Origin of the sequence: Maricaulis virginensis, from assembly GCF_027922185.1 — a bacterium.
Taxonomy (GTDB): Bacteria; Pseudomonadota; Alphaproteobacteria; order Caulobacterales; family Maricaulaceae; genus Maricaulis; species Maricaulis virginensis.
Window position 1 is genome coordinate 60,299 of sequence record NZ_BSFE01000014.1, and the last position, 22,501, is coordinate 82,799.

Genomic DNA, 22,501 nt, shown 5'->3' on the forward strand with positions numbered 1-22,501 from the left:
GTGCTACATCATGGCAGCATGGATAGGACATAGGGATGCCATTGGTGCATCATTCGTGTCGCACGGTTTTACTCGGCGCGCTGGGCCTGCTGGCGGCCTGCGCGCAGACACCGCGGCCGCGTGAGACAGAGGCGACATTCCCGGCCGGGATCGCCGTCCCCGGCGCGGAAACCGGGGAAGCCGCGCCCGCGGCAACCGCGGGGAGTGTCCTGTTCAGCTATCCCGTCGTGTCCGGCATCGTCTATTCCGGCTTCGGTGCCGCCCGCAGCGGCGGGCGGTATCATTCCGGCATCGACATCTCCACACAGTACGGAACCCCGGTCCGCGCCGCCGGCGCCGGTGAGGTGATCCATGCCGGTTTCGGCTATCAGGGATCGGCGGCCTGGGGCCGTACGGTCGTGATCGACCACGGCCGGGGCTGGATCACGCTCTATGCCCATCTCTCGGCCGTCCATGTCGCAACCGGCGACCATCTCGACGGTGGCGAGCATATCGGCGATGTCGGCACGAGCGGCAATGCGACCGGACCTCATCTGCATGTCGAAGTGCGCCAGGACGGTGTTGCCCGCGATCCATCCCGGCATATTCCGGGCATCGGCAGCGGCTCCTGACGCCCTGCGACAGGATGGCGCTGCGCGTGCTCGCTTGCTGTGCCGGCCCGGGTGCAGTATGCGGAATGCGACTTAGTTGCATTCTCCGGCGGTGCCCAGGCGCGTATGTCCCAATCCACCATCCAGATCTGGTCCTGGTTGCACAAATGGTCGAGCCTGGTGTGCACGCTCTTCCTTCTGATGCTGTGCGTCACCGGTCTGCCGCTGATCTTCCATCACGAGATCGAACACCTCACCGGCGAGGAATACGTCATGCCGGACCTGCCCGGCGATGACGGGCTGGAAAGCCTCGACACGGTGCTCGCCGAAGCGCTGGCCTCGCGGCCCGGCGAGGTCGGCCTGTTCATGAGTTTCGACGAGGACCGGCCGGTGGTGAATGTCACCTCGGGCCCGGCCTATGACGCGCCGGAACGGCAGATGACGCTGATGTCGCTGGACTGGCGTTCGGCGGACTTCGTGCCGCCGCCGGTGGAGGAGGGGATCATGGCGGTGATCCTCCAGCTGCATATCGACATGTTCCTGGGCCTGCCGGGAAAGTTCTTCCTGGGGGCGATGGGCGCGCTCTTTGTTGTCGCCATCGTGTCCGGCGTCGTGCTCTACGCGCCCTTCATGCGCAAGCATGATTTCGGCACGCTGCGGGTGTCCAGAAGCCGCCGGGTGAAATGGCTCGACTGGCACAACCTCCTCGGCATCGTCACCCTGGCCTGGGCGAGCGTGGTCGGGCTGACCGGCGTCATCAACGCCTTCTCCGAACCGATCACCGCGACCTGGCAGGCGACCCAGCTGGGCGAGATGACGGCGGGCTATCGCGAGGCCGAACCGCCGGCCGAGCCGGGCTCGATCCAGGGTGCGATCGATGCGGTGACGACAGCGGCGCCGGGCATGCGGGTGCAGTTCGTGGCCTTCCCGGGCGGGCTCTATTCCACCGATCATCACTATGCGGTCTTCCTGCAGGGCGCGACGCCGCTGACCAAGCGCCTGCTGACGGTCGGCCTGGTGGACGCGGTGACCGGCGAGCTGACCGATATCCGCCCCATGCCCTGGTACATGCAGGCGCTGCTGCTCTCGCAGCCGCTGCATTTCGGCGATTATGGCGGCCTGCCGATGAAGATCCTCTGGGCGCTGCTCGATCTGGTGACGATCGTGGTGCTCGGCTCGGGTGTCTATCTCTGGCTCGCCCGCCGCAAGCGGCCGGTGCGCACGCTGATGGCGGAGGCCGGGGCATGAGCCGCGCTGCCGCCACACCCCGCCGCAGCCTGGGCGCGATCTTTGTCATTCCTGCGCTGATCGGCTGTCTCAGCCTGATCGGTCTTGTCAGTGCGCTGGCCGGCGACGGTCTCAGCGACGTCCTCTCCTGGGCCGGCCTGGCCGTGCCCCTGATCGCCATCGTCTGGGCCCGGTCCCGGCGGCGGCAATGACCTCCCCCAAGAAGAAGACAGAAAGCTCACACCCATGACCCTCCGCTCCCTCTGCCTCGCCGCGACCGCCATCGGTGCCGTTGCCGCAGCGCCCGCTTTCGCCCAGACCGCCGATGAGGATGTCATTATCGTCACGGCGCCGGACTATGTGCCGCTCGGCTCGGAAGCCGCCAACAAGACCGGCATGCCGCTGATCGAGACGCCGCAATCGGTCTCGCTGATCTCGCGCGACCAGATCGACCTTCTCGACTGGAACAATCTCTCCCAGACCGTGCGCTATGTGGCCGGTGTGACGGGCGAGAATTACGGCCCGGACATGCGCGTCGACTGGCTGACCATGCGCGGTTTCGAACCGGTGCAGTTCCTGGACGGCACGCGCGGCTCGATCGGCTCGATCGCCAATACCGGCCTCGATCTCTATGGCGCGGAAGACGTGCGCATCCTGCGCGGCCCGTCGGCCGCGCTCTACGGTCTCACCCCGCCGGGCGGTCTGGTCGATATCGTCTCGCGCCGTCCGCGTGAGGAATTCGGCGGCGAGGTCGGTGTGGAAGTCGGCAATCAGGATCTCTGGCAGATCAATGGCGATGTCACCGGCGCCCTGTCGGACACGGTCTCGGCTCGCCTGACGGGCCTTTACCGCGAAGGCGGCAGCCAGACGCGCGGTGTCGACACCGACCGCACCTATATCGCGCCGGCCCTGACCTGGCAGGCCTCGCCGCGCACCACGCTGACCCTGCTGGCCTATTATCAGGATGACGGCATCTATGGTGACGGTATGGGCTTTTTCCCGTCCCAGGGCACGCTGACACCCAATCCGAACGGGCCGATCCCGGTCGACGCCAATCTGGGCGAGACCCGCTATAACCGCTTCGAGCGCGAGCATTACGGCGCCGGCTATGAGTTCTCCCACGAATTCGACGGCGGCATCACGCTCACCCAGAACCTGAAATACACGGATCTGGAATCCATCCAGCGCGGCATTGGCGGCAATGGTTTCGTCGATGCCGATTTCGACGGCACGCCGGACGACTACCGCACGGTGAGCCGCTATTCCTTCTCCTTCGACGAGGATGTCGACACGCTGTCGGTGGATACGCGGCTGGCGGGCACCTTCACCACCGGCGCGATCGGGCACGATCTGACCGGCGGTCTGGACTGGCGCGAATACGATTATATCGGCGCGTCGGCCTTCTCCTTCGCCGGCATCCCGACCATCGACATCTATAATCCGGTCTACGGCCACACCATTGCCGACCTGCCGACCGCGCCCTTCGACAGCACCCTGCAGCAGCAGACCGGTCTCTACCTCGTCGACCAGGCGCGGCTGGACAACTGGATCGCCACGCTGACCCTGCGTCATGACTGGGTGAAGACCGAACAGCGCCTGGCCGGTATCGACCATGATGATGACGACACGTCCTGGACGGCGGGCCTGGCCTACCGGTTCGACAATGGCCTCGTGCCCTACGTCTCCTGGGCAAGCAGCTTCCAGCCGGCGGCCGGTTCCGACCGCAATGGCGTGGCCTTCGACCCGACGCGCGGCGAGCAGGTGGAAGCCGGTGTGAAATACCAGCCGGATCTGGGTCCGGACACGCGTGTCCTCGCGACGGCGGCGGTCTATCGCCTGGTGCAGGACAATGTGCTGACGCCGGATCCGCAGAACGCTGCGGGCGAGAGCTTCCAGGTGCAGACCGGTGAAGTGGAAGTCTCCGGCTTCGAGGTCGAATTCGTCGGCCGTTTCCGCGAGCGTCTGAGCCTCAATGCCGCCCTGACCTGGACCGACAGCGAAGTCACCCGCTCCAACGGTCCGGACCTGGGCGCCGAACTGCCGGTCGTGCCCGGCTTCCAGGCCTCTGCCCTGGCCGACTACACGATCCAGGAGGGCCGGCTTGCCGGCCTCGGCGCCTCGCTGGGCGTGCGCTACATGGCTGAAAGCGCCGGCAATCTGCCGTCCGCCTGGACGCCGGAAGTCTACACCAACCCGTCCGTCACCCTGTTCGACGGTTCGGTGCACTATGACTATGTCGACTGGCGTGTGGCGGTCTCCGGCTCGAACCTGTTCGACGAGACCTATGTCGCCCGCTGCTACTCCGCCGTGAACTGCTTCTACGGCGCTCCGCGCACCGTGCGCGCCAGCGTGACGCGGCGGTTCTAGAAAGATCGTGCCGGCTTCTGCCGGCACGCTCCAAACCGTCATTCCGGCGAAAGCCGGAACCCAGGTCGCAGAGCGGGGCGGGGGCTTTCCTGGAAAAAGCCGGCCTTGTGATCTGGGTCCTGACTTTCGTCAGGATGACGGTTTGTGGGTGGGTCTTTCTTCCCCATGAAATGGGGAAGTGGGCCGATGCGCAGCATCGGGTCGATGGGGGCCGCCGCAGGCGGCGTGCCGGGGCGTGTCGCCGGCATTCCGCCTTCGCTCTCCGGCGGCCCCTCCACCGCTTCGCGATCCCCCTCCCCGCAAAGCGGGAGGAAAAAGGGGCTTTCAAACAAAAAACGGCGCCCATCGGGCGCCGTCTTGCATGTGTCGCGATGTCGCTTGGATCTGGCCGACCCGGTCCATAGCCATGACCTTATCGCTTTTCGTGCTTGCTCTTGTGCACGTTGATGTGTTTGCCAGTCTGGTGTGGTTCTAGAAGTCGACACCCTTGCGAGCGGTTTTCCAGCTGACACCGTGCTTCCGCGCAATTGTTTTAAGGCGCCCTGTCACGATGCTCGGAAGGATGAGGAAGTATCCTGCCAAAAACCAGATCGGGATGGTTATGATCCAGAGAGGTGCAAAAAATAGGCCGACCAGGAAGAACACAAGCGGAAACAGGAAGTGCATCCAGTTTAGGCCCCGGAAAATCGGGTTCACCTCTACATCGCCGTCTTTTATCGTCATCGCGACGGCACGGCCCAGATATCGCGTCAGGACGAAAACGCCTTCTGCACCGACCGTAATGTGCTTGTCATTGTTGTGGGAAACAGCCGATTTCCCAGTCTTGAAGCGTCCGTTGGCGGTCTCGAAATCAAGATATTCGTAGATCGTCTTCGCGTTGGAAGTGACGCTTGGTCCGATCGCAACCAATCGGCCCTCAATTTCGATAACTTTCGTACCTAGCATGATGTCTCCCCCCGATTCAGTGTGTCGAGGTTAGTTGCGAAAAACGGCCTCAACAACCCTTGCCACTTTCAGTTTCGGATGCTTGGCCTGCCGGCTATCTGTTTATCGCGACCTTGTAGAGGTTACTGCAGCAAATGAGGGGCGTTCGTTTCCCCACGCACCCAAAAAAACGGCGCCCATCGGGCGCCGTTTTGCATTCATTGCGATGTCGCCGGGGCCTAGCCGCCCCAGCTCACATTCATGATCTCGTAGCTCTTCAGGCCGCCCGGGGCGTTGACCTCGATGACGTCGCCCACCTCCTTGTTGATCATCGCGCGGGCGATGGGAGAGGAGACGGAGATCTTGCCGGACTTCACGTCCGATTCGTCGTCGCCGACGATCTGGTAGGTGGCTTCCTCTTCGGTGTCTTCATCGAGCACCGTGACGGTCGCACCGAACTTCACCGTGTCACCGGACATCTTGGCGATATCGATGACCTGGGCGCGCGCCAGCTTGTCCTCGAGTTCCTGGACCCGGCCCTCGATATAGCCCTGGCGTTCCTTGGCCGCGTGATACTCGGCGTTTTCCGACAGGTCGCCGTGTTCGCGCGCTTCGGAGATCGCGGCGATCACCGCCGGGCGTTCGACGGATTTGAGGTGTTTCAGCTCTTCGTCGAGGGCTTTATGCCCTGCGACGGTCATCGGGATCTTGTTCATACGACCACTTATCTTCGGGAGTGGAAGGCAGGCTAGCCTCCACGAAGTTGACCATCAAGAGTAGGTCTGCAGGGCCACAGGTTCAAGCGCTCCTTCATCGATGCGGCGCAAGGACAGAATTGCGGCGCGCGCGGCCGAGGCCGTCGTGTAGCACGGGATGCGCATGTCCAGGGCGGTGCGGCGAATCGAATAGCTGTCCAGATGCGACTGGCGGCCCTCGGTGGTGTTGAAGATCAGCTGGACTTCGCCGTTTTTCATCAGGTCGACAATGTGCGGCCGGCCCTCGAACACCTTGTTGACGCGGGTCACCGGCACGCCGGCATCCTCGAACACGGTGGCGGTGCCCGCCGTGGCGAGAATCTTGAAGCCGAGCATCACCAGCACGCGCGCCGGCTCCACCATGGCGGCCTTGTCGCCCTCGCGCAGCGAGATGAAGACGCCGCCCGAGCGCGGCAGTTTCACGCCGGCGCCCAGCTCGGCCTTGGCGAAGGCGGCCTCGAACATGGTGTCGATGCCCATCACCTCGCCGGTCGAACGCATTTCCGGGCCGAGCACCGGGTCGACGCCCGGGAAGCGCGCCCAGGGCATCACCGCTTCCTTGACGGAGATGTGCTTGGGCGCCGGATCCTTCAGGCCGAAATCCTTCAGCCTGGCGCCGGCCATCACCTTGGCGGCGATCTTGGCGACCGGCTGGCCGATGGCCTTGGCGACGAAGGGCACGGTGCGCGAGGCGCGCGGATTGACTTCGAGCACGTAGATCTCGCCGCCCTTGACCGCGAACTGCACGTTCATCAGGCCTTTCACGCCGATGGCCTTGGCCATCGCAACGGCTTCGGCCTTCAGCTCGTCGACCATTTCCTTGGAGAGCGAATAGGGCGGCAGCGAGCAGGCGCTGTCGCCGGAGTGGACGCCGGCTTCCTCGATGTGCTGCATCACGCCGGCCACCCAGACATCCTCGCCGTCGCAGATTGCGTCGACATCGACCTCGTCGGCATCGGTGAGATAGCGGTCCAAGAGGAGCGGGGACTTGCCGGAGACGTGCACGGCTTCACGCAGATAGCGGTCGAAACTGTCGATCTCGCGGATGATTTCCATTGCCCGGCCGCCCAGCACATAGGAGGGGCGCAGCACCAGCGGGAAGCCGAGCTTCTCGGCTTCGGCGCGCGCCTGTTCTTCGGAAGAGGCGATGGCGTTGGGCGGCTGTTTCAGGTTCAGCCGGTCCAGGAGGTCCTTGAAGCGCCAGCGGTCTTCGGCCAGGTCGATGGCGTCCGGCGCGGTGCCGAGGATCGGCACGCCTTCCGCTTCCAGTTCGCCGGCGATCTTCAGCGGGGTCTGGCCGCCATACTGGACGACCACGCCCAGCAGCTCGCCCTTGGAGCGCTCGGTCTCGATCAGCTCCAGCGTGTCCTCGAGGGTCAGCGGTTCGAAATACAGGCGGTCGGCGGTGTCGTAATCGGTCGAGACGGTTTCCGGATTGCAGTTCACCATGATCGACTCGATGCCCATCTCGCCGAAGGCGAAAGCGGCATGGCAGCAGCAATAGTCGAACTCGATGCCCTGGCCGATCCGGTTCGGGCCGCCGCCGAGAATGATGGCTTTCTTCGCATCCGAAGGATCGCTCTCGCAATCCGCCGTCTCGCTGCCGAAGGCCGGGGTCTCGTAGGTGGAATACATGTAGGGCGTCGCGGCGAAGAATTCGGCGGCGCAGGTGTCGACCCGTTTGAAGACCGGGCGCACGCCCAGGGCGCGGCGCGCCTTGCGCACATCGGCTTCCTCGCGCTTGACCAGCCTGGCCAGGCGGGCGTCCGAGAAGCCCATGGTCTTGAGATTGCGGAAGCCTTCGGCGGTTTCCGGCAGGCCCAGCGTGGCGACGTCTTCCTCGGCGTGAACGATCGCCTCGATCTGGCGCAGGAACCAGGGTTCATAGAGCGAGGCCGCGCGCACTTCCTCGACGCTCAGGCCTTCGCGGAAAGCCTGGGCGATGACGCGCAGACGGTCCGGCGTGGCCACCGACAGGGCGGCGCGCACGGCTTCCTTGCGGGCATCCTCGCTGGTGGCTTCCTCGACGCCGGGAATGTCGACCTCGTCGAAACCGGTCAGGCCGGTTTCCATCGACCGCAGGGCCTTCTGCACGCTTTCCGCAAAGGTGCGGCCGATCGACATGGCTTCACCGACCGACTTCATCGAGGTGGTCAGGCGGTTGTCGGCACCGGGATATTTCTCGAAGGCAAAGCGCGGGATCTTGGTGACGACATAGTCGATGGTCGGCTCGAACGAGGCCGGGGTGGCGCCGTCGGTGATGTCGTTGGCGATCTCGTCGAGCGTGTAGCCGACGGCCAGCTTGGCGGCGACCTTGGCGATCGGGAAGCCGGTGGCCTTGGAGGCCAGGGCCGAGGAGCGCGACACGCGCGGGTTCATCTCGATCACGACCATGCGGCCGTCTTCCGGATTGACCGCGAACTGCACGTTCGAACCGCCGGTCTCCACACCGATCTCGCGCAGCACGGCCAGCGAGGCCGAGCGCATGATCTGGTATTCCTTGTCGGTGAGGGTGAGGGCCGGCGCCACGGTGATCGAGTCGCCGGTATGCACGCCCATCGGATCGATATTCTCGATCGAGCAGACGATGATGCAGTTGTCGGCCTTGTCGCGGACGACTTCCATCTCGAATTCCTTCCAGCCGACAATGCTCTCCTCGACGAGGATTTCATCGACCGGCGAGGCATCGAGACCGGTTTTGCAGATCGCCTCGTATTCCTCGACATTGTAGGCGATGCCGCCGCCCGTGCCGCCCAGGGTGAAGGAGGGGCGGATGATCGCCGGCAGGCCGATCTCCGGCAGCACGGCTTCGGCTTCCGCCATGGTGTGAACGGTGCGCGAGCGCGGGCTTTCCAGGCCGATCTTGTCCATCGCGGCGCGGAAGCGTTCGCGGTTTTCCGCCTTGTCGATCACGTCCGCCTTGGCGCCGATCATCTCGACACCGAACAGGTCCAGCACGCCGCGCTTGTTCAGCTCCAGCGCGCAGTTGAGCGCGGTCTGGCCGCCCATGGTCGGCAGCAGCGCGTCCGGGCGTTCCTTCTCGATCACCTTGGCGACCATTTCCGGCGTGATCGGCTCGATATAGGTCGCGTCCGCCAGCTCCGGGTCGGTCATGATCGTGGCCGGGTTGGAATTGACCAGGATGACCCGGTAGCCCTCGGATTTCAGCGCCTTCACCGCCTGAACGCCGGAGTAGTCGAACTCGCAGGCCTGGCCGATCACGATGGGACCGGCGCCGATGATCAGGATGGATTTGATGTCGGTGCGTTTGGGCATCAGCGCGGGCCTTCTTTGTCGTGCGCGCGCGCCCGTCGCGGCGTTCCCGGTCGGGATGCCGTGCAGGCGCGTCGGTTTTGGTGCTGAAGCGGGTACCTAACGCGGAATCGGAGCGAAGGCGAGGGGGAAACTGAGGGATTCGGTGCGTTCGGCAGTAACCACCTGAATTAAATATGAAACAGCCCGCACTTCCGGCCGGACAATCATGGCGGCCGGCAGGTATCGGCAATCGGGAGAAACTGGTCCGGCCGGGCTCTTGTGTGTGAGAGAAGGCGAGACCCGGTCAGTCAGGCACGAACCGCAACGGCTGGGGGTATGGGTTGATACGGTGGTGCTCCCGATTGCCGATATCCGACGATTCAACTAATATCGGAAAAAATTCAAGTGAAACTTTAATTCAGGATGCAGTTCGTGATCGATAAGGCGCCCGCCGCACACCGCAATGATGCCCGTATCCGGGGGCTGAGCCGCTTTCTGGCTGTGGCCACGCTGGTGCTCATGGCCCTGCAGCCGCTGGTGGTCTGGGGGGCATGGATGCTGCCCGACCTGTCCGGCATGCTCGAGCGGCCGGTGCCCGGCAACGGGCTGGGCGGGCCGTCGCTGGACTGGTTCATCCTGCCTGTACGCCTCGGCGCCGCGGGCATCGCCACCGTTCCGGTCGTGATCACGCTGTACGGGCTCCTGAGGCTGCGCGGCCTGTTCACCGAATGCGCGCAGGGACGGTATTTCTCGGCCGAAGCCGTGACGGGCTTTCGCCAGTTCGCCCTGGCAAGCCTGGTCAATGCGCTGTGGGCGCCCGCCGGTCACACGGTGATGGGCGTTTATCTCTCGGTCGCCAACCCGCATGTGCCGAACGCGCTGGAAATCGCCTTCTCCTCGCGCGATGTGCAGGCCATCGGCCTGGCGCTGCTCTTCTTCCTGGTGGCGCATATCCTGGCAGAAGGCCGCCGCAAGCAGGAGGAGCTGGAGCTGATCCTGTGAGCGATGAGGACGAGACCCTGCCCGGCGAGATCATCGTCCATCTCGATGTCTGGCTGGCGCGCCGCAAGATCCGCTCGAAGGAGCTGGCCGACCGCATCGGCGTCTCCGAACAGGCCCTGTCGATGATCAAGACCGGCAAGATCAAGGGCGTGCGCTTCTCCACCCTGATCGCCCTGTGCGATGCGCTCGATTGCCAGCCGGGCGATCTATTCGAGTTCCGTCGGAAGCAGTGACAATTCCCGCCAGAGCATGGGCTGGATGTCGCTGCGGGTTCCCGCGACCCGGTCCGACACCATCCAGTGCGCGCGTTCGTGCAGCAGCGGGATGATGGCGGTTTCCTCGAACAGGCGCGCTTCGGCCTGCTGGTAGGCGAGCGCGCGGGCGGCCGGATCGGTCTCGCGCCGGGCGCGGGCCATGGCGCCGGCGAACTCCGCGTCCTGCCAGTTGAAATTGTCGGCAAACCCGCCGGGGGCGAACGGATCCAGCATGAAGAAGGGGTCGGCCTTCAGGCCGCGGTTGAAGCTGGCGACGGCGACATCGTAATCGCCGGCATCGACGGCCTGGTAGAGATCGGTGGCATAGGTCACGAAGATCTCGGTCTCCACGCCGGCGCGCTGCCAGTCGTCCGCCACGGCAAGGGCGATGCGCTCATTATCGCCCGGCGTGGTGCGGATCTGCAGCGGCCTGCCGATCTCCAGCGCCGGGCTTGCGCCGGCAGCCCCGGCTTCCGGGTCGATCACCGGCACGACATGGCGCGTCGGGCTGGCCGTGCCGGCAAAGAATTCCCCGGCGATGAAGGCGCGATCGATCGCCCCGGACAAGGCGCGGCGCGTTTCGGCCGCGGCCAGCGGTGCGCGGGCGTGATTGAGCTTGAGATAGCGCAGGATCGGCGCGTCGAAACTGCGGAAACGCTCGCCCAGCCGGTCGCGCAGGAAGCCGATCTGGTTGGCCGGCGGCTGGTCGGCCAGGTCGTAATCGCCCGCCCGGAACAGGCGCACACGGGTCGCGGCATCCTGCACTGCATCCAGCCGGATGGCCGGGATCGCCACCCGGGCGGCGTCGTAATAGGCGGGGTTGCGGGTCATCGAGAGATGCAGCTGGCTCTCGCCGGTCAGCGTATAGGCGCCGGCCGTGACCAGGTTTTCCGGCCGCACCCAGTCGGCTCCGTGGCGTTCGATGACGTGGCGCGGGAAGGGGTAGAATTCACGCATCAAGACGGGCAGCAGGCCCAGCGGATTGGTGAGACGGAACTCGACGCTCCGTTCGTTCAGTGCGGCGACCCCCATCGCCTCGGGCAGCATCTCGCCGGCCAGCACTGCGCGGGCGTTTTCGATGGCGAAGAAATCGCCCAGCTGGGCAAAGCTCTGGGCCGGATCGACCAGACGCCGGGCCGACCAGACGACATCCTCGGCAGTCAGCGGATGCCCGTCCGACCAGGTCAGCCCGTCGCGCAGATGGAAATACCAGCGCCGCCCGTCTTCGCGGAAGGTCCAGCTTTCCGCCAGCCCCGGGGCGACGGAGCCGTCCGCCGCATACTCGGTCAGTCCGGCGTGCAGCTGTTTGTAGGCCAGCGCCGCCGAGGCGAATTCGCCCCGCGCCGGATCGAGACTGTCGGGCAGGTTGGTCGTCGCGACGCGCAGCAGCCCGTCCGGCGGTGCCGAGCGGCTGCAACCGGCCAGGCCGGTTGCGAGTGAGGCGGCGAGAAGTGTGCGGCGGTTGAGCATCACAGGATGATGCTGTGATGCGCGCCGGGCAGCCAGCCCTTTTTGAACCTGTGCTCAGCCGGCGGCGGCGATGCTGTTCGCTCGCGTCCCCACGCGGCCATCATCCTGACGAAAGTCAGGATCCAGGTCGCGGGGCGCGTTCCCGCCAGGTCTGGCTCAATCCGGCTTTTCGAACCGGGCCCTGACTTTTGTCAGGGTGACGGTTCCGGGGGCGGAACGTGTCCGGACGGGCGCTCTATGCGTCCGCCTTCGCCTTCAGCGCGCCGACAAACCGGTCGAACACGCCGAAACTGTCCTGCGGGCCCGGGCTGGCTTCCGGGTGGTGCTGGACGGCCCAGACGGGCTTGTCGGTCAGCTTGAAGCCGGAATTGGAGCCGTCGAACAGCGAGACATGGGTTTCAACCGCATTGGCCGGCAGGGTCGAGCCATCGACCGCAAAGCCGTGGTTCATGGAGACGATCTCCACCTGGCCGGTCTCGTGGTTCTTCACCGGGTGATTGGCGCCGTGATGGCCCTGGGGCATTTTCGCGGTCTTTGCGCCCAGCGCCAGCGCCAGCATCTGGTGGCCCAGGCAGATGCCCAGTGCGGGGATGCCGGCCTCGATGACGGCCTTGATGGTCGGCAGGGCATACTTGCCCGTCTCGGCCGGGTCGCCCGGACCGTTGGAGAAGACGACGCCGTCCGGATTGAGCGCCTTGACCTCGTCAATGCCGGCCTTGCCCGGCAGGACGGCGACGCGGGCGCCTGCGCCGGTCAGCAGGCGCAGGATGTTGGCCTTCACGCCATAATCGAGCACCACGACGCGCGGACCGTCTTCCGGTCCGGCGGCATAGCCCTCGCCCAGCACCCAATTGCCTTCGCTCCACTCGCCCGCGGCTTCGCGGGTGACGTCGGCAGCGAGTTCGCGGCCTTCCATGGTCGGTGCGGCGGCGGCGGCGGCCTTGAGCGCCTCGATATCGATATTGCCGGAGGGGTCATGGGCGATGGCGCACATCGCCATGCCCTTCTCGCGGATGCGGCGGGTGAGGGCGCGCGTGTCGATCCCGGTCACCGAAACGATGCCGCGCGTGCGCAGCCATTCCTCGAAAGAGGTCTCGGCGCGCCAGTTGGCCGGCGGGGTGATCGCGGCGCGGGACACCATGCCGACGGCGGCCTTGCGAGCCGGTTCGCTGGCCGCTTCCTCGTCTTCCGCATTGGCGCCGACATTGCCGACATGGGGGAAGGTGAAGCAGACGACCTGGCCGGCATAGGACGGGTCGGCCAGGATTTCCTGGTGGCCGGTCATCGCCGTGTTGAAGCACAGCTCGCCGATCGCGATTCCGCTTGCGCCGGTCCCGTGGCCCAGGAAAACCTGTCCGTCTGCAAGGGCGATGGCGCCTGTGGCCTGCGTCGGATCGGGCTGCGACATGGGGCTCTCCTGCCTTGCGGGGACGCGCGTCGGGCGGCCGGGGAATCGGCTGCATCCTGACGTCCGGATAAACGGGCGCTTCGCTAGTCTCTTCGCCCCGCCGGGTCAATACCGCAAGTCCGGTTCCCGGCCGGATCGATCAATCTTTATGACAGCGGGTCGATGAGGGGTTGATTATTATGCGGCGAGGGCATATTCCCCCGGCCCTTGTTTCAGAGGCTGCAAGGCCGAGGATGAGCAGACAGTCAGGAACGCATCTGCGGACAACGGACCCGGACGCTCGAAACAAATGGCGCTTCCCGGAGGCGCGCGAACACTTTTTCACACCGGAGATTTCGTGACGGGTTGCCAAAGGGCACCCAGAATGGACCAGTTACACCATGTCTCTTCGTGACCGTATCACCGACGAACTGAAATCCGCCCTGAAGGCCGGCGACAAGACGCGTCTGTCGACGCTCCGCCTGATCTCTGCGGCGATCAAGGACCGTGACATCGCGGCGCGCGCGGAAGACCGCTGCGCCGGCTGCGAGGACACGGAAATCATGGCCATCCTGCAGAAGCTCGCCAAGCAGCGCGACGAAAGCGCCGAGACCTATGAAAAGGCCGGCCGCCTGGATCTCGCCGAGGCCGAGCGCGGGGAAGCGGAGATCGTCCGCGAATTCCTGCCCAAGCCGATGGACAGCACCGAAATCGAGCAGGCGGCCCAGACCGTCGTCAGCGAACTCGATGCCTCCGGCCTCAAGGATATGGGCCGTGTGATGGGCGAGCTGAAAACCCGCTATGCCGGCCGCATGGATTTCGGCCAGGCGGGTGCCAAGGTGAAGACGCTGCTCGCCGGCGCGGCCTGAGCTCATCTTTGCCTGCACGCATGGCAGTTACATACGGCGTCTTTGGGGGTGTGGTGCACCAGACCGTGTACCACACCGCCCTCGGCGTCAAATTTACCTGAAATACAATCGAAGTACTGGGACTCGCCATTCTCGTAGTAGCGCCGCATCGCGTGCGCGATCAAATCGGCAAACTGGATCATCCTTGTAGATTTGCTGTCTACGAACATAGGAACGTCACACAAGTTGTAGAGTTGTCCCCACTTGTGTCCTATGGATCGAAAGTCCCGCGCCAGAGATTGCAGGGATGTTTCATATGAAGACTTATCAAGAACTATAAGTCCGCGTTGTGTATCCCCTTTTTTGTGCAGCCGACCCAGATACCTGTCAAAACGGTTGCACATATGTTCAAAGGCAAATTCCATGGGGTCGTCCGGCGAGACTGCGGCTTTGTGTATCGCCGCGGCGAAAATGCGGACGTTGTTTGACGATCCCAATATGTTCAGGGCGTCCTTGTAGGCGTTAATGCGAGGTTCTTTGTTGATCCCTCGCCAGTGTCGCTTTCCGCTGAGTATGTCTGTCCCTCGAAATTCAATTGACTGAGGGGAGTCGGGCCAAATGCGCTCTGCCAGCATATCCAGTCGCTGCGAGAGCCAGTGCGGCATCCGCTCGAAGACGGTCAGCCCGGCCAGAATGATGTGAGTGTCGCTCGGATTGCCGACCGACCCTGAATCATCAAGATATAATATGTGCATATGAAGAAAAAGGCGGCCGAGCGCAGCAAGCGCTGCAACGATCTGCTAAGGCAAATCTCTCAACCGCACCTCCTAGTTAGACCCGGAATGAGTAAATATCAAGTTGCTCGAATATGCGTGTTTATTGCTAAAAATGCAAGCTTGGGTAGAATTTTGGTGAAACGAAGAGTGACGCCGGAAGCTTTCGGGCGCATCATGTCCGGCTGTGACAACGGACGGGCGAGGCGAACGCGTTCAGATGCGGCTGGGTGAGGATTTCATCGACGAGATCAAGGCGCGGGTCCGCCCGTCGGACCTGATCGGCCGCACCGTGCAGCTGAAACGCCAGGGCCGCGAATTTGTCGGCCTGTCGCCCTTCAAGAAAGAGCGCACACCGTCGTTTTTCGTCAATGACGACAAGCGCTTCTACCATTGCTTTGCCAGCGGCAAGCATGGCGATGTCTTCACCTGGCTCGAAGAGATGGAAGGCCTCTCCTTCATGGAGGCCGCCGAGCGTCTGGCCGGCGAGGCCGGGCTGCGCCTGCCCGAACCGGACCCGGAAGCCCGTGAGAAGACCGTCCACCGCAAATCCCTCGTGGAATGGATGGAGGCGGCGCAGGCCTTTTATCTGCGCGCCCTGCGCCAGCCGGAAGGCGATGCGGCACGGACCTATCTCAAGGGGCGCGGCCTGACCGGCCAGGATTGTGTGCGCTTCGGTATCGGCTATGCCCCCGAGGCGCGCACCGCGCTGAAGGACGAGCTGGTGACGGCCGGAGCGCCGGTCGAGGACCTGATCGAGTGCGGCCTCCTGATCCAGCCGGATAATGGCTCGCCCTATGACCGTTTCCGCGACCGGATCATGTTCCCGATCCACGATCCGCGCGGCCGGCTGGTCGCCTTTGGCGGGCGGGCGCTGAACAAGGAGGCGCGGGCGAAATATCTCAATTCGCCGGAAACGCCGATCTTCCACAAGGGCTCGGTGCTCTACCGCTATCCCGAAGCGCGCAAGGCGGCCTCGGATCCCAAACAGACTATCCGCGGTCTGATCGTGGCGGAAGGCTATCTCGACGTGATCGCCCTGGCGCGTGCCGGGCTGGATCATGGCGTGGCGCCGCTGGGCACGGCCGTCACAGAGGAGCAGATCCAGCTCCTCTGGCGTGCTGGCGGCGAGCCGGTGATGTGCCTGGACGGCGACAGTGCCGGCCGTGGTGCGGCCTTCAAGGCGGCCGACCGGGCGCTGCCTCTCCTGCAGCCGGGCAAGACGCTGCGCTTTGCCTTCATGCCCGAGGGCAAGGATCCGGACGATCTCCTGCGCGAGGAAGGCGCCAACGCCCTGCGCGCGGTGTTCACCGAGACGCGTTCGCTGGCCGATCTCCTGTGGGAGCGCGAGGTGCATGTCGAACCGCTCGACGATCCGGACCGCCGGGCCGGCTTCCGGCGGCGGATCCGGGGACTTGTTTCCCAGATCGCCGATACCGATATACGCGAAGAATACCGGCGCGAGTTCGACCAGCGCATGGAAGCGCTGTTCGGCAGCCGGCCGCAGCAGATGCGGCGGTCCCCCGGAGCTTACGGGCGGAAGATGCCGCTGATGAGGGCCAGCGCCGAACTGAAACGAAAGACGCAGGCTGCAGGCCGGCAACCGGCCGATCATCTGGCGCGCCACCTGCTTCTCGCCGCGATCGATTACCCCGATATTGCGGTCGACCAGGTGGAGACATTGGCGCTTTTGCGCCTCGGTTCGCTTGACTCACTGCGCGACGCCGTTTTAGACGCCTGCTCTTCTGGGCAGTCTGTGCAAACCGACACGCTTAGGGCCAGATTGGCCGAAGCCGGATATGCGGCAACAATGAAGCGGTTGGACGGAGAGCGCGGCCCCATGCAGGCGGCACTGGGCGGAACGGAGGCGTCCTTCGAGGCACGAACACAGGCTTGGACGCGCCTGGCAGCAGCCTATATGGAACGAAGCGAGGCACAGCGCCGGCGCGACGAGATACGCGCGCGGCTGAACGAAGAAATTGGCAGGGATGATTCCGAGAGTGTGCGGCGGCTGGTCGAGGCCTGGCGCCGGGAAACCTCGCGATCGGAACCGTCCTGACCCGGAACACATTCCAATTGTGCGCACTGGGCAGCGCGACAAGGGACGAATAGATGAGCAAAACGGCCGAAGCCAACGACGCATCGGAACCCCAGGACGGTCCGCTTCTGGACCTGACGGACCAGTCGGTCAAGAACATGATCAAGACCGCGAAGAAGCGCGGTTATGTGACCCATGACGAGCTGAACGCCGTTCTGCCGAGCGAGGAATTTTCCTCCGAGCAGATCGAGGACGTGCTCGCGCAGCTGTCCGAGATGGGCATCAATGTCGTCGACAGCGAGACCGACGTCGATGATGACGGCGAAAACGCCAAGGCGAATGCCTCCGGCGATGACGACGACAGCGATGACGACGAGGACGAGAGCGACAGCCGCTCTGTCGCGGCCGCCAGCGGCAAGGCTGCCGTGGTGGGCCAGAATACTGGCTCGTCCGCCGACCGTACCGACGACCCCGTGCGCATGTATCTGCGCGAGATGGGCTCGGTCGAACTCCTCTCCCGCGAGGGCGAGATCGCGATCGCGAAACGTATCGAGGCCGGCCGCAATGCGATGATCCGCGGCCTGTGCGAAAGCCCGCTGACCTTCGAAGCCATCATGGTCTGGCGCGACGAGTTGCAGGAAGGCCAGGTCCTGCTGCGCGACATCATCGACCTTGACGCCACCTATGGCGGCCAGCAGGCCGAGGTTGAAGAGGGCGAGGATGGCGAGGGCGAAGCCGGGGCCGCAGCTCCTGCCGCTGCGCCAGCCGACACGCAGGACAAGTCTGGCGACGAAGACGAGAAGTCTGCCAAGAAATCCTCCCGCGACGATGATGACGAGGATGAGGACGACGACGAGGAGACCGAAGGCTCCGGCGACGACGAGGATGATGATGACGAGGACGATGGTGCCTCGCTCTCCCTGTCGGCGATGGAAGCGGAACTGCGCGACGGCGTCATGGAGACGCTGGACTCGATCGCGTCCGACTTCGCCGCCTTCCGCAAGCTGCAGGACAAGCTGGTTGCCGCCCGCATCGAGGGCAAGGACCTGACCAAGCAGAGCCGGGAGAAGTACGAGGGGCTGCAGAACTCCATCGTCACCCAGCTCAATACGATGCACCTCAACAATGCGCGTATCGAGGCCCTGGTCGAACAGCTCTATGCGATCAACAAGGAACGCATGTCGCTGGAAGGCAAGCTCCTGCGCATGGCCGATGCCCATGGCGTGCCGCGTGCCCAGTTCATGGACAGCTATTTCGGAAACGAGCTCAATCCGGACTGGCCGGGCTCGATGGCCGGCACGTCCAAGGCCTGGGACCGTTTCATCGACCGCGAGGCGCTTGACGCCGGCAAGATCCGTGACGAGCTGGCCGATCTGACCCAGCGCGCCGGCGTACCGATCGAGGATCTGCGCCGCATCGTGCGCACCGTCCAGAAGGGCGAGCGCGAGGCCCGCGTGGCCAAGAAGGAGATGGTCGAGGCGAACCTGCGCCTGGTGATCTCCATCGCCAAGAAATACACCAATCGCGGCCTGCAATTCCTGGATCTGATCCAGGAAGGCAATATCGGCCTGATGAAGGCCGTCGACAAATTCGAATACCGCCGCGGCTACAAGTTCTCGACCTATGCCACCTGGTGGATCCGCCAGGCGATCACCCGCTCGATCGCCGACCAGGCCCGCACCATCCGTATCCCGGTGCACATGATCGAGACGATCAACAAGATCGTCCGCACCAGCCGCCAGATGCTGCACGAGATCGGCCGCGAGCCGACCCCGGAAGAGCTGGCCGAAAAGCTCGCCATGCCGCTGGAAAAAGTGCGCAAGGTGATGAAGATCGCCAAGGAGCCGATCTCCCTGGAAACGCCGATCGGCGACGAGGAAGACAGCCATCTGGGCGATTTCATCGAGGACAAGAATGCCGTCCTGCCGATCGATGCCGCCATCCAGGCCAATCTGCGCGAAACCACCACCCGCGTGCTGGCCTCGCTCACCCCGCGCGAGGAGCGCGTGCTGCGCATGCGCTTCGGCATCGGCATGAATACCGACCACACGCTGGAAGAAGTCGGCCAGCAATTCTCGGTGACCCGCGAACGGATCCGCCAGATCGAGGCCAAGGCCCTGCGCAAGCTCAAACACCCGAGCCGTTCGCGCAAGCTCCGCAGCTTCCTGGATAATTGATCCGCCGAGCGGCGGATCGTCCCGGCCCCGTTCCGGGATCCGGACGCGACACGCTTAACGAAAAGCCGGCCTTCGGGCCGGCTTTTTTGTTGGCTGCCGGCCTGCTCAATCGACTTCCCGGGACTTCGGCCCTAGACTTCCGGAATGAACGCCAAATTCCGTGCGATTGAGGTCGATGAGACGACGGCGGCGCTGCTCGAGGCCCGGGCCGCGGCACGCAATCTTACCGTGGCAGAGCTATTGGCTGACCTGGCCGCCAGCGAAGCAGGTTTGCCGGCAGACCTGGCTGAGCAGCGGGCGGCTGGAACAGGACCCTGGTCGCCGGAAGTGCTGGCCGAGGATGAGCGCAGACTGCTGGCCTTCCGCGAGGAGCGCAGCGGGGCCGACTGGAGCGATGTCCGGGACTGGATGGAGAGCTGGGGCCGTCCGTCCGAAGGACCTGCTCCGAAGGCCCGCAAGCTTTGAAGGTCAGGGTCTCCGGCGCAGAGGAGCATAATGCTGCCGCATTCCGGCGCCTTCCTGCCTGTTCGTGATCGGGGGACGGCTATCGTGAAAATTCAGACGCTTGGCGCGGCGGCAGCATTGCTGCTTACCGGACCGGTCAGCGCCCAGCCCGCCCCGCATCCCGATCCCGTCGACGCTGCCGTCGAGCCCTTGATGGAGCAGGGGCATTTCCCCGGCATGGCGGTCGCTGTGCTGCGGCACGGCGAACCGGTACATGTCGGCAGCTACGGCCTGGCTTCGGTCGGGCATCAGGTGCCGGTGACGGCCGCGACGGTTTTCGAACTCGCCTCCCTGACCAAGCATATGACCGCGCTGGCGGTACTGACGCTGGCGGATGCGGGTGAGGTATCGCTGGACGATCGGGTCGTGGACTACCTGCCCGTCGACGCGCCGGAGGCCTGGTCGGCGATCACGATCGACCAGCTGCTCAGTCATACCGGCGGGCTGGCTCACCGGTTCGAGGCGAGGCCGGATGGCGAGTTCCTGCTGAACTATTCCACCGAAGACATGCTCGCCTCGGCCATGGCGACGGAGATGGTGGCCACGCCCGGAGAGGACTGGAGCTATTCCGACCAGGGGTATTTCCTGCTCGGCCTCGTGATCGAGCAGGTCACCGGTCAGTCCTATGGCGACTATCTTCAGGACGCATTTTTCGGCCCGCTGGGGATGGACCAGACGGCCATGCTGGACCAGTCGGCCATCGTGCCGCATCGCGCCGAAGGCTATGCCTGGCGCGAGGCTGACGGGCTGCAGCGCAACCGCCGCGTCTGGCAATTCGGCCTGATGTCGCATTTCGGTGTGACCTCCTCGCTCGACGATATGATGGCCTGGGAAGCCGCGTTGTCCGGTGGCGGCACTGTCGATGCCGGTGCCCTCGCGGCCACGGCGGAGATCCAGCGCCCCTTCGATACCGGGGAGACTTGCGACAGTTGGGGCTATGCGCGTGGCTGGATGTCCTATCACCGGGACGGGCGCACCCTGGTGAGCCATGGCGGCTATTCCGGCACGGCCTATGTGCGCGATCTGACGACAGGCCTGTCGGTAATCGTGCTGACCAATCGCGAAGACACGCCGGATGCGATTTCGCCCATGGCGATCGCCTGGGCCGCCGCGCACGCCGTGGACAGCGAACTGCCGGAAGACGGCCCGCGCTGCTGGGAGTAGCCGGACCTCTCCAATCGGTAAGTCCGCCGTCACACCCTGGACGGGCGCGTGTTGACCTAATGTCCGCCAGGCTGAGGGAGGACAGGTGATGCCGGGTATCAGGGCAATCCTGCTGGGAATGAGTGTTGCGAGCGTTCAGATGGCGGTGGCCCAGGCGGAGGAGCCGGCAGCGCATCGCTGGTCCGCGGCGCTCGAGGAAGTCGCGGTCTATCTGGAAGACGACTACATCTATCCACAGACCGGTGCCGCCATGGCGCGTCATCTTCGCGAGCATGCCGGCGATTATGATCAGGCCGCCGATCTGGACGCGCTGGCGCAAGCGCTCACCGAAGATCTCTACGATATCGCCCAGGACCACCATCTGCGTCTGTGGACCCAGGGCAGCCGCGCCGCACCGTCGCGGGCGCCCATGTCGCGTGAACAGATCGAGCATTGCCGCACGGCCTCGATCGAACACCGCTGGCTGGCGCCGGATATCGGCTATATCCAGTTTCCGCGCTTCCGGTCCGAGCCGGACTATCTGGCCGGTTTCGATGCCGCGATGGAGACGCTGGACGGGGCGGATGCGATCATTCTCGATCTGCGCGCCAATTGCGGTGGTGACGAGATGGCGGTGCGCCACCTCTCGACCTACTTCTTCGGGCAGCCGACCCATCTGGTGAGTTCGCAGGTCGGCGACAGCGAGCCGCGCGAGCGCTGGACGCTGGATGCCGTGCCCGGACCGCGTCAGCCGGATACCGCGCTCTATATCCTGGTCGACAACGGCACGTTCTCGGCAGCTGAGTCCTTCAGCTTCGGCATGCGCGTGACGGGGCGTGCCACACTCGCCGGTATGCCGACGGGCGGCGGCGGGCATTTCGGTCCGACGGTCGAACTGGACAGCGGCATGCGGATGTTCCTGCCGATCGGCCGGACATTCGATCCGCGCACAGGCGAGGGCTGGGAGGCGGCGGGCATCATGCCGGACATCCGGACAGACGCCTCGGGCGCAGCGCTCGAGGCGGCGGTGGCGGACTTCAGGGCCGCACATTGATGGCCGGCGTGGGGGTGGGCTTGCCCTTGTGGCGCCAGCGCGCGACAAACAGGCCATGCCCCTTCACCGTATCGCCATTCCGACAACCGGCCCCGGCCTCTACGAATTCACCGCCGAGGTTGATAATTTCGCACGCAAAGTAAATCCGGCCGAGGGTGTGCTGACGGCCTATGTCCGGCACACCTCCTGCTCGCTGGTGATCCAGGAAAACGCCGACAGCGATGTGCAGCGCGACCTCGCCGAATTCTTCCGGCGGCTGGTGCCCGATGCCGACGATCCGTCCATGTCCTGGCTGTGGCACACCACGGAAGGGCCGGACGACATGCCGGCCCATATCAAGGCCGCGCTGACCCAGACCTCGCTGGGCATTCCGGTCGAGGATGGCCGCTTGTTGCTGGGCACGTGGCAGGGGATCTACCTGTTCGAGCACCGCCACCGCCCCCACCGCCGCGAAGTGGTTCTGCACCTCGCGACGTAAAGGGAGGGACATGTACCTCCGGTACGTGTCCCCCAAAAGATCCCCTGTTCTGATCGGCAGGAACACCGTTCGACCCCGGGGCAAATCTCCGCGGGGCATGCCCCGCTCCTTGTCTGCGGTCTGGCCCGGGACACGTACCAGAGGTACATGTCCCTAGAGCCTAGCTGTCGTTTCTCACACCGTTGTTCAGCAGGGTTTTGAGCCTTGTCGCTGGCGGTTGCCTGTTGAGAGCATAGTGCGGTCTGGCTGTGTTGT

Annotated in this window: 19 protein-coding genes; 13 read left to right on the plus strand and 6 right to left on the minus strand. The window is 64.7% G+C overall.

Annotated features, from left to right (window positions below; all coding sequences use genetic code 11):
- Positions 1 to 35 precede the first annotated feature (35 nt).
- From PKE71_RS16825 to PKE71_RS16840, 4 genes are all read left to right on the plus strand, one after another.
- Complete coding sequence (locus PKE71_RS16825; RefSeq protein WP_271188174.1) at positions 36 to 611, plus strand: murein hydrolase activator EnvC family protein; 576 nt, start codon at positions 36 to 38, stop codon at positions 609 to 611.
- Between the two features lie 105 nt (positions 612 to 716).
- Positions 717 to 1,838 (plus strand): PepSY-associated TM helix domain-containing protein, encoded by a 1,122-nt coding sequence (locus PKE71_RS16830; RefSeq protein ID WP_271188175.1) that lies wholly within the window; start codon positions 717 to 719, stop codon positions 1,836 to 1,838.
- Complete coding sequence (locus PKE71_RS16835; protein WP_271188176.1) at positions 1,835 to 2,029, plus strand: hypothetical protein; 195 nt, start codon at positions 1,835 to 1,837, stop codon at positions 2,027 to 2,029. The genes PKE71_RS16830 and PKE71_RS16835 overlap by 4 nt, the downstream gene beginning before the upstream one ends.
- Positions 2,030 to 2,063: 34 nt before the next feature.
- Complete coding sequence (locus PKE71_RS16840; protein ID WP_271188177.1) at positions 2,064 to 4,184, plus strand: TonB-dependent siderophore receptor; 2,121 nt, start codon at positions 2,064 to 2,066, stop codon at positions 4,182 to 4,184.
- A gap of 471 nt (positions 4,185 to 4,655) precedes the next feature.
- On the opposite strand, the gene PKE71_RS16845 is transcribed toward PKE71_RS16840, so the two are convergent.
- The 3 genes from PKE71_RS16845 to carB form a co-directional block, all read right to left on the minus strand.
- On the minus strand, positions 4,656 to 5,129 hold the full coding sequence (locus tag PKE71_RS16845) for a hypothetical protein (RefSeq protein ID WP_271188178.1): 474 nt from the start codon (positions 5,127 to 5,129) through the stop codon (positions 4,656 to 4,658).
- 218 nt (positions 5,130 to 5,347) lie between these two features.
- Positions 5,348 to 5,824, minus strand: coding sequence for a transcription elongation factor GreA (gene greA / locus PKE71_RS16850; RefSeq protein ID WP_271188179.1), 477 nt, complete (start codon positions 5,822 to 5,824; stop codon positions 5,348 to 5,350).
- Between the two features lie 54 nt (positions 5,825 to 5,878).
- Positions 5,879 to 9,139 (minus strand): carbamoyl-phosphate synthase large subunit, encoded by a 3,261-nt coding sequence (carB, locus tag PKE71_RS16855; protein WP_271188180.1) that lies wholly within the window; start codon positions 9,137 to 9,139, stop codon positions 5,879 to 5,881.
- Between the two features lie 411 nt (positions 9,140 to 9,550).
- Here carB and PKE71_RS16860 point away from each other — a divergent pair, with 411 nt between their 5' ends.
- On the plus strand, positions 9,551 to 10,120 hold the full coding sequence (locus PKE71_RS16860) for a DUF2975 domain-containing protein (RefSeq protein ID WP_271188181.1): 570 nt from the start codon (positions 9,551 to 9,553) through the stop codon (positions 10,118 to 10,120).
- Positions 10,117 to 10,353 (plus strand): helix-turn-helix domain-containing protein, encoded by a 237-nt coding sequence (locus PKE71_RS16865; protein ID WP_271188182.1) that lies wholly within the window; start codon positions 10,117 to 10,119, stop codon positions 10,351 to 10,353. Before PKE71_RS16860 ends, PKE71_RS16865 begins: the two co-directional genes overlap by 4 nt.
- Here PKE71_RS16865 and PKE71_RS16870 read toward each other — a convergent pair.
- Complete coding sequence (locus PKE71_RS16870; protein WP_271188183.1) at positions 10,327 to 11,844, minus strand: peptide ABC transporter substrate-binding protein; 1,518 nt, start codon at positions 11,842 to 11,844, stop codon at positions 10,327 to 10,329. The genes PKE71_RS16865 and PKE71_RS16870 overlap by 27 nt on opposite strands.
- 235 nt (positions 11,845 to 12,079) lie before the next feature.
- Entirely contained in the window at positions 12,080 to 13,252 is a 1,173-nt protein-coding gene (gene carA / locus PKE71_RS16875; RefSeq protein ID WP_271188184.1) for a glutamine-hydrolyzing carbamoyl-phosphate synthase small subunit, read from the minus strand.
- Between the two features lie 380 nt (positions 13,253 to 13,632).
- Here carA and PKE71_RS16880 point away from each other — a divergent pair, with 380 nt between their 5' ends.
- Positions 13,633 to 14,100, plus strand: a complete 468-nt coding sequence (locus tag PKE71_RS16880) for a GatB/YqeY domain-containing protein (protein ID WP_271188185.1) — start codon at positions 13,633 to 13,635, stop codon at positions 14,098 to 14,100.
- Between the two features lie 2 nt (positions 14,101 to 14,102).
- Here PKE71_RS16880 and PKE71_RS16885 read toward each other — a convergent pair whose 3' ends face one another.
- Positions 14,103 to 14,834, minus strand: coding sequence for a DUF3800 domain-containing protein (locus tag PKE71_RS16885; RefSeq protein ID WP_271188186.1), 732 nt, complete (start codon positions 14,832 to 14,834; stop codon positions 14,103 to 14,105).
- Between the two features lie 238 nt (positions 14,835 to 15,072).
- Between PKE71_RS16885 and dnaG the strand changes: the two genes are divergently transcribed.
- The 6 genes from dnaG to PKE71_RS16915 all read left to right on the plus strand — a co-directional run bounded on the left by dnaG (position 15,073) and on the right by PKE71_RS16915 (position 22,246).
- Complete coding sequence (gene dnaG / locus PKE71_RS16890; RefSeq protein WP_271188187.1) at positions 15,073 to 16,911, plus strand: DNA primase; 1,839 nt, start codon at positions 15,073 to 15,075, stop codon at positions 16,909 to 16,911.
- 53 nt (positions 16,912 to 16,964) lie between these two features.
- Positions 16,965 to 19,067, plus strand: coding sequence for an RNA polymerase sigma factor RpoD (gene rpoD / locus PKE71_RS16895; protein WP_271188188.1), 2,103 nt, complete (start codon positions 16,965 to 16,967; stop codon positions 19,065 to 19,067).
- A gap of 144 nt (positions 19,068 to 19,211) precedes the next feature.
- Positions 19,212 to 19,532: a hypothetical protein gene (locus tag PKE71_RS16900; protein WP_271188189.1), complete on the plus strand. Its 321-nt coding sequence runs from the start codon at positions 19,212 to 19,214 to the stop codon at positions 19,530 to 19,532.
- Positions 19,533 to 19,616: 84 nt separating this feature from the next.
- Entirely contained in the window at positions 19,617 to 20,735 is a 1,119-nt protein-coding gene (locus PKE71_RS16905; protein ID WP_271188190.1) for a serine hydrolase domain-containing protein, read from the plus strand.
- A gap of 88 nt (positions 20,736 to 20,823) precedes the next feature.
- Positions 20,824 to 21,768 carry a S41 family peptidase gene (locus tag PKE71_RS16910; RefSeq protein WP_271188191.1) on the plus strand — a complete coding sequence of 315 codons (945 nt, stop codon included), beginning with the start codon at positions 20,824 to 20,826 and terminating at the stop codon, positions 21,766 to 21,768.
- 55 nt (positions 21,769 to 21,823) lie between these two features.
- Positions 21,824 to 22,246 (plus strand): secondary thiamine-phosphate synthase enzyme YjbQ, encoded by a 423-nt coding sequence (locus PKE71_RS16915; RefSeq protein WP_271188192.1) that lies wholly within the window; start codon positions 21,824 to 21,826, stop codon positions 22,244 to 22,246.
- Positions 22,247 to 22,501: the final 255 nt, after the last annotated feature.

Excerpts from the sequence above, each read along its gene's own strand:
- PKE71_RS16825 (WP_271188174.1), top strand. The coding sequence starts at position 36 with ATGCCATTGGTGCATCATTCGTGTCGCACGGTTTTACTCGGCGCGCTG.
- PKE71_RS16830 (WP_271188175.1), top strand. The coding sequence starts at position 717 with ATGTCCCAATCCACCATCCAGATCTGGTCCTGGTTGCACAAATGGTCG.
- PKE71_RS16835 (WP_271188176.1), top strand. The coding sequence starts at position 1,835 with ATGAGCCGCGCTGCCGCCACACCCCGCCGCAGCCTGGGCGCGATCTTT.
- PKE71_RS16840 (WP_271188177.1), top strand. The coding sequence starts at position 2,064 with ATGACCCTCCGCTCCCTCTGCCTCGCCGCGACCGCCATCGGTGCCGTT.
- PKE71_RS16845 (WP_271188178.1), bottom strand. The coding sequence starts at position 5,129 with ATGCTAGGTACGAAAGTTATCGAAATTGAGGGCCGATTGGTTGCGATC.
- greA (WP_271188179.1), bottom strand. The coding sequence starts at position 5,824 with ATGAACAAGATCCCGATGACCGTCGCAGGGCATAAAGCCCTCGACGAA.
- carB (WP_271188180.1), bottom strand. The coding sequence starts at position 9,139 with ATGCCCAAACGCACCGACATCAAATCCATCCTGATCATCGGCGCCGGT.
- PKE71_RS16870 (WP_271188183.1), bottom strand. The coding sequence starts at position 11,844 with ATGCTCAACCGCCGCACACTTCTCGCCGCCTCACTCGCAACCGGCCTG.
- carA (WP_271188184.1), bottom strand. The coding sequence starts at position 13,252 with ATGTCGCAGCCCGATCCGACGCAGGCCACAGGCGCCATCGCCCTTGCA.
- PKE71_RS16880 (WP_271188185.1), top strand. The coding sequence starts at position 13,633 with ATGTCTCTTCGTGACCGTATCACCGACGAACTGAAATCCGCCCTGAAG.
- PKE71_RS16885 (WP_271188186.1), bottom strand. The coding sequence starts at position 14,834 with ATGCACATATTATATCTTGATGATTCAGGGTCGGTCGGCAATCCGAGC.
- dnaG (WP_271188187.1), top strand. The coding sequence starts at position 15,073 with ATGCGGCTGGGTGAGGATTTCATCGACGAGATCAAGGCGCGGGTCCGC.
- rpoD (WP_271188188.1), top strand. The coding sequence starts at position 16,965 with ATGAGCAAAACGGCCGAAGCCAACGACGCATCGGAACCCCAGGACGGT.
- PKE71_RS16900 (WP_271188189.1), top strand. The coding sequence starts at position 19,212 with ATGAACGCCAAATTCCGTGCGATTGAGGTCGATGAGACGACGGCGGCG.
- PKE71_RS16910 (WP_271188191.1), top strand. The coding sequence starts at position 20,824 with ATGCCGGGTATCAGGGCAATCCTGCTGGGAATGAGTGTTGCGAGCGTT.
- PKE71_RS16915 (WP_271188192.1), top strand. The coding sequence starts at position 21,824 with ATGCCCCTTCACCGTATCGCCATTCCGACAACCGGCCCCGGCCTCTAC.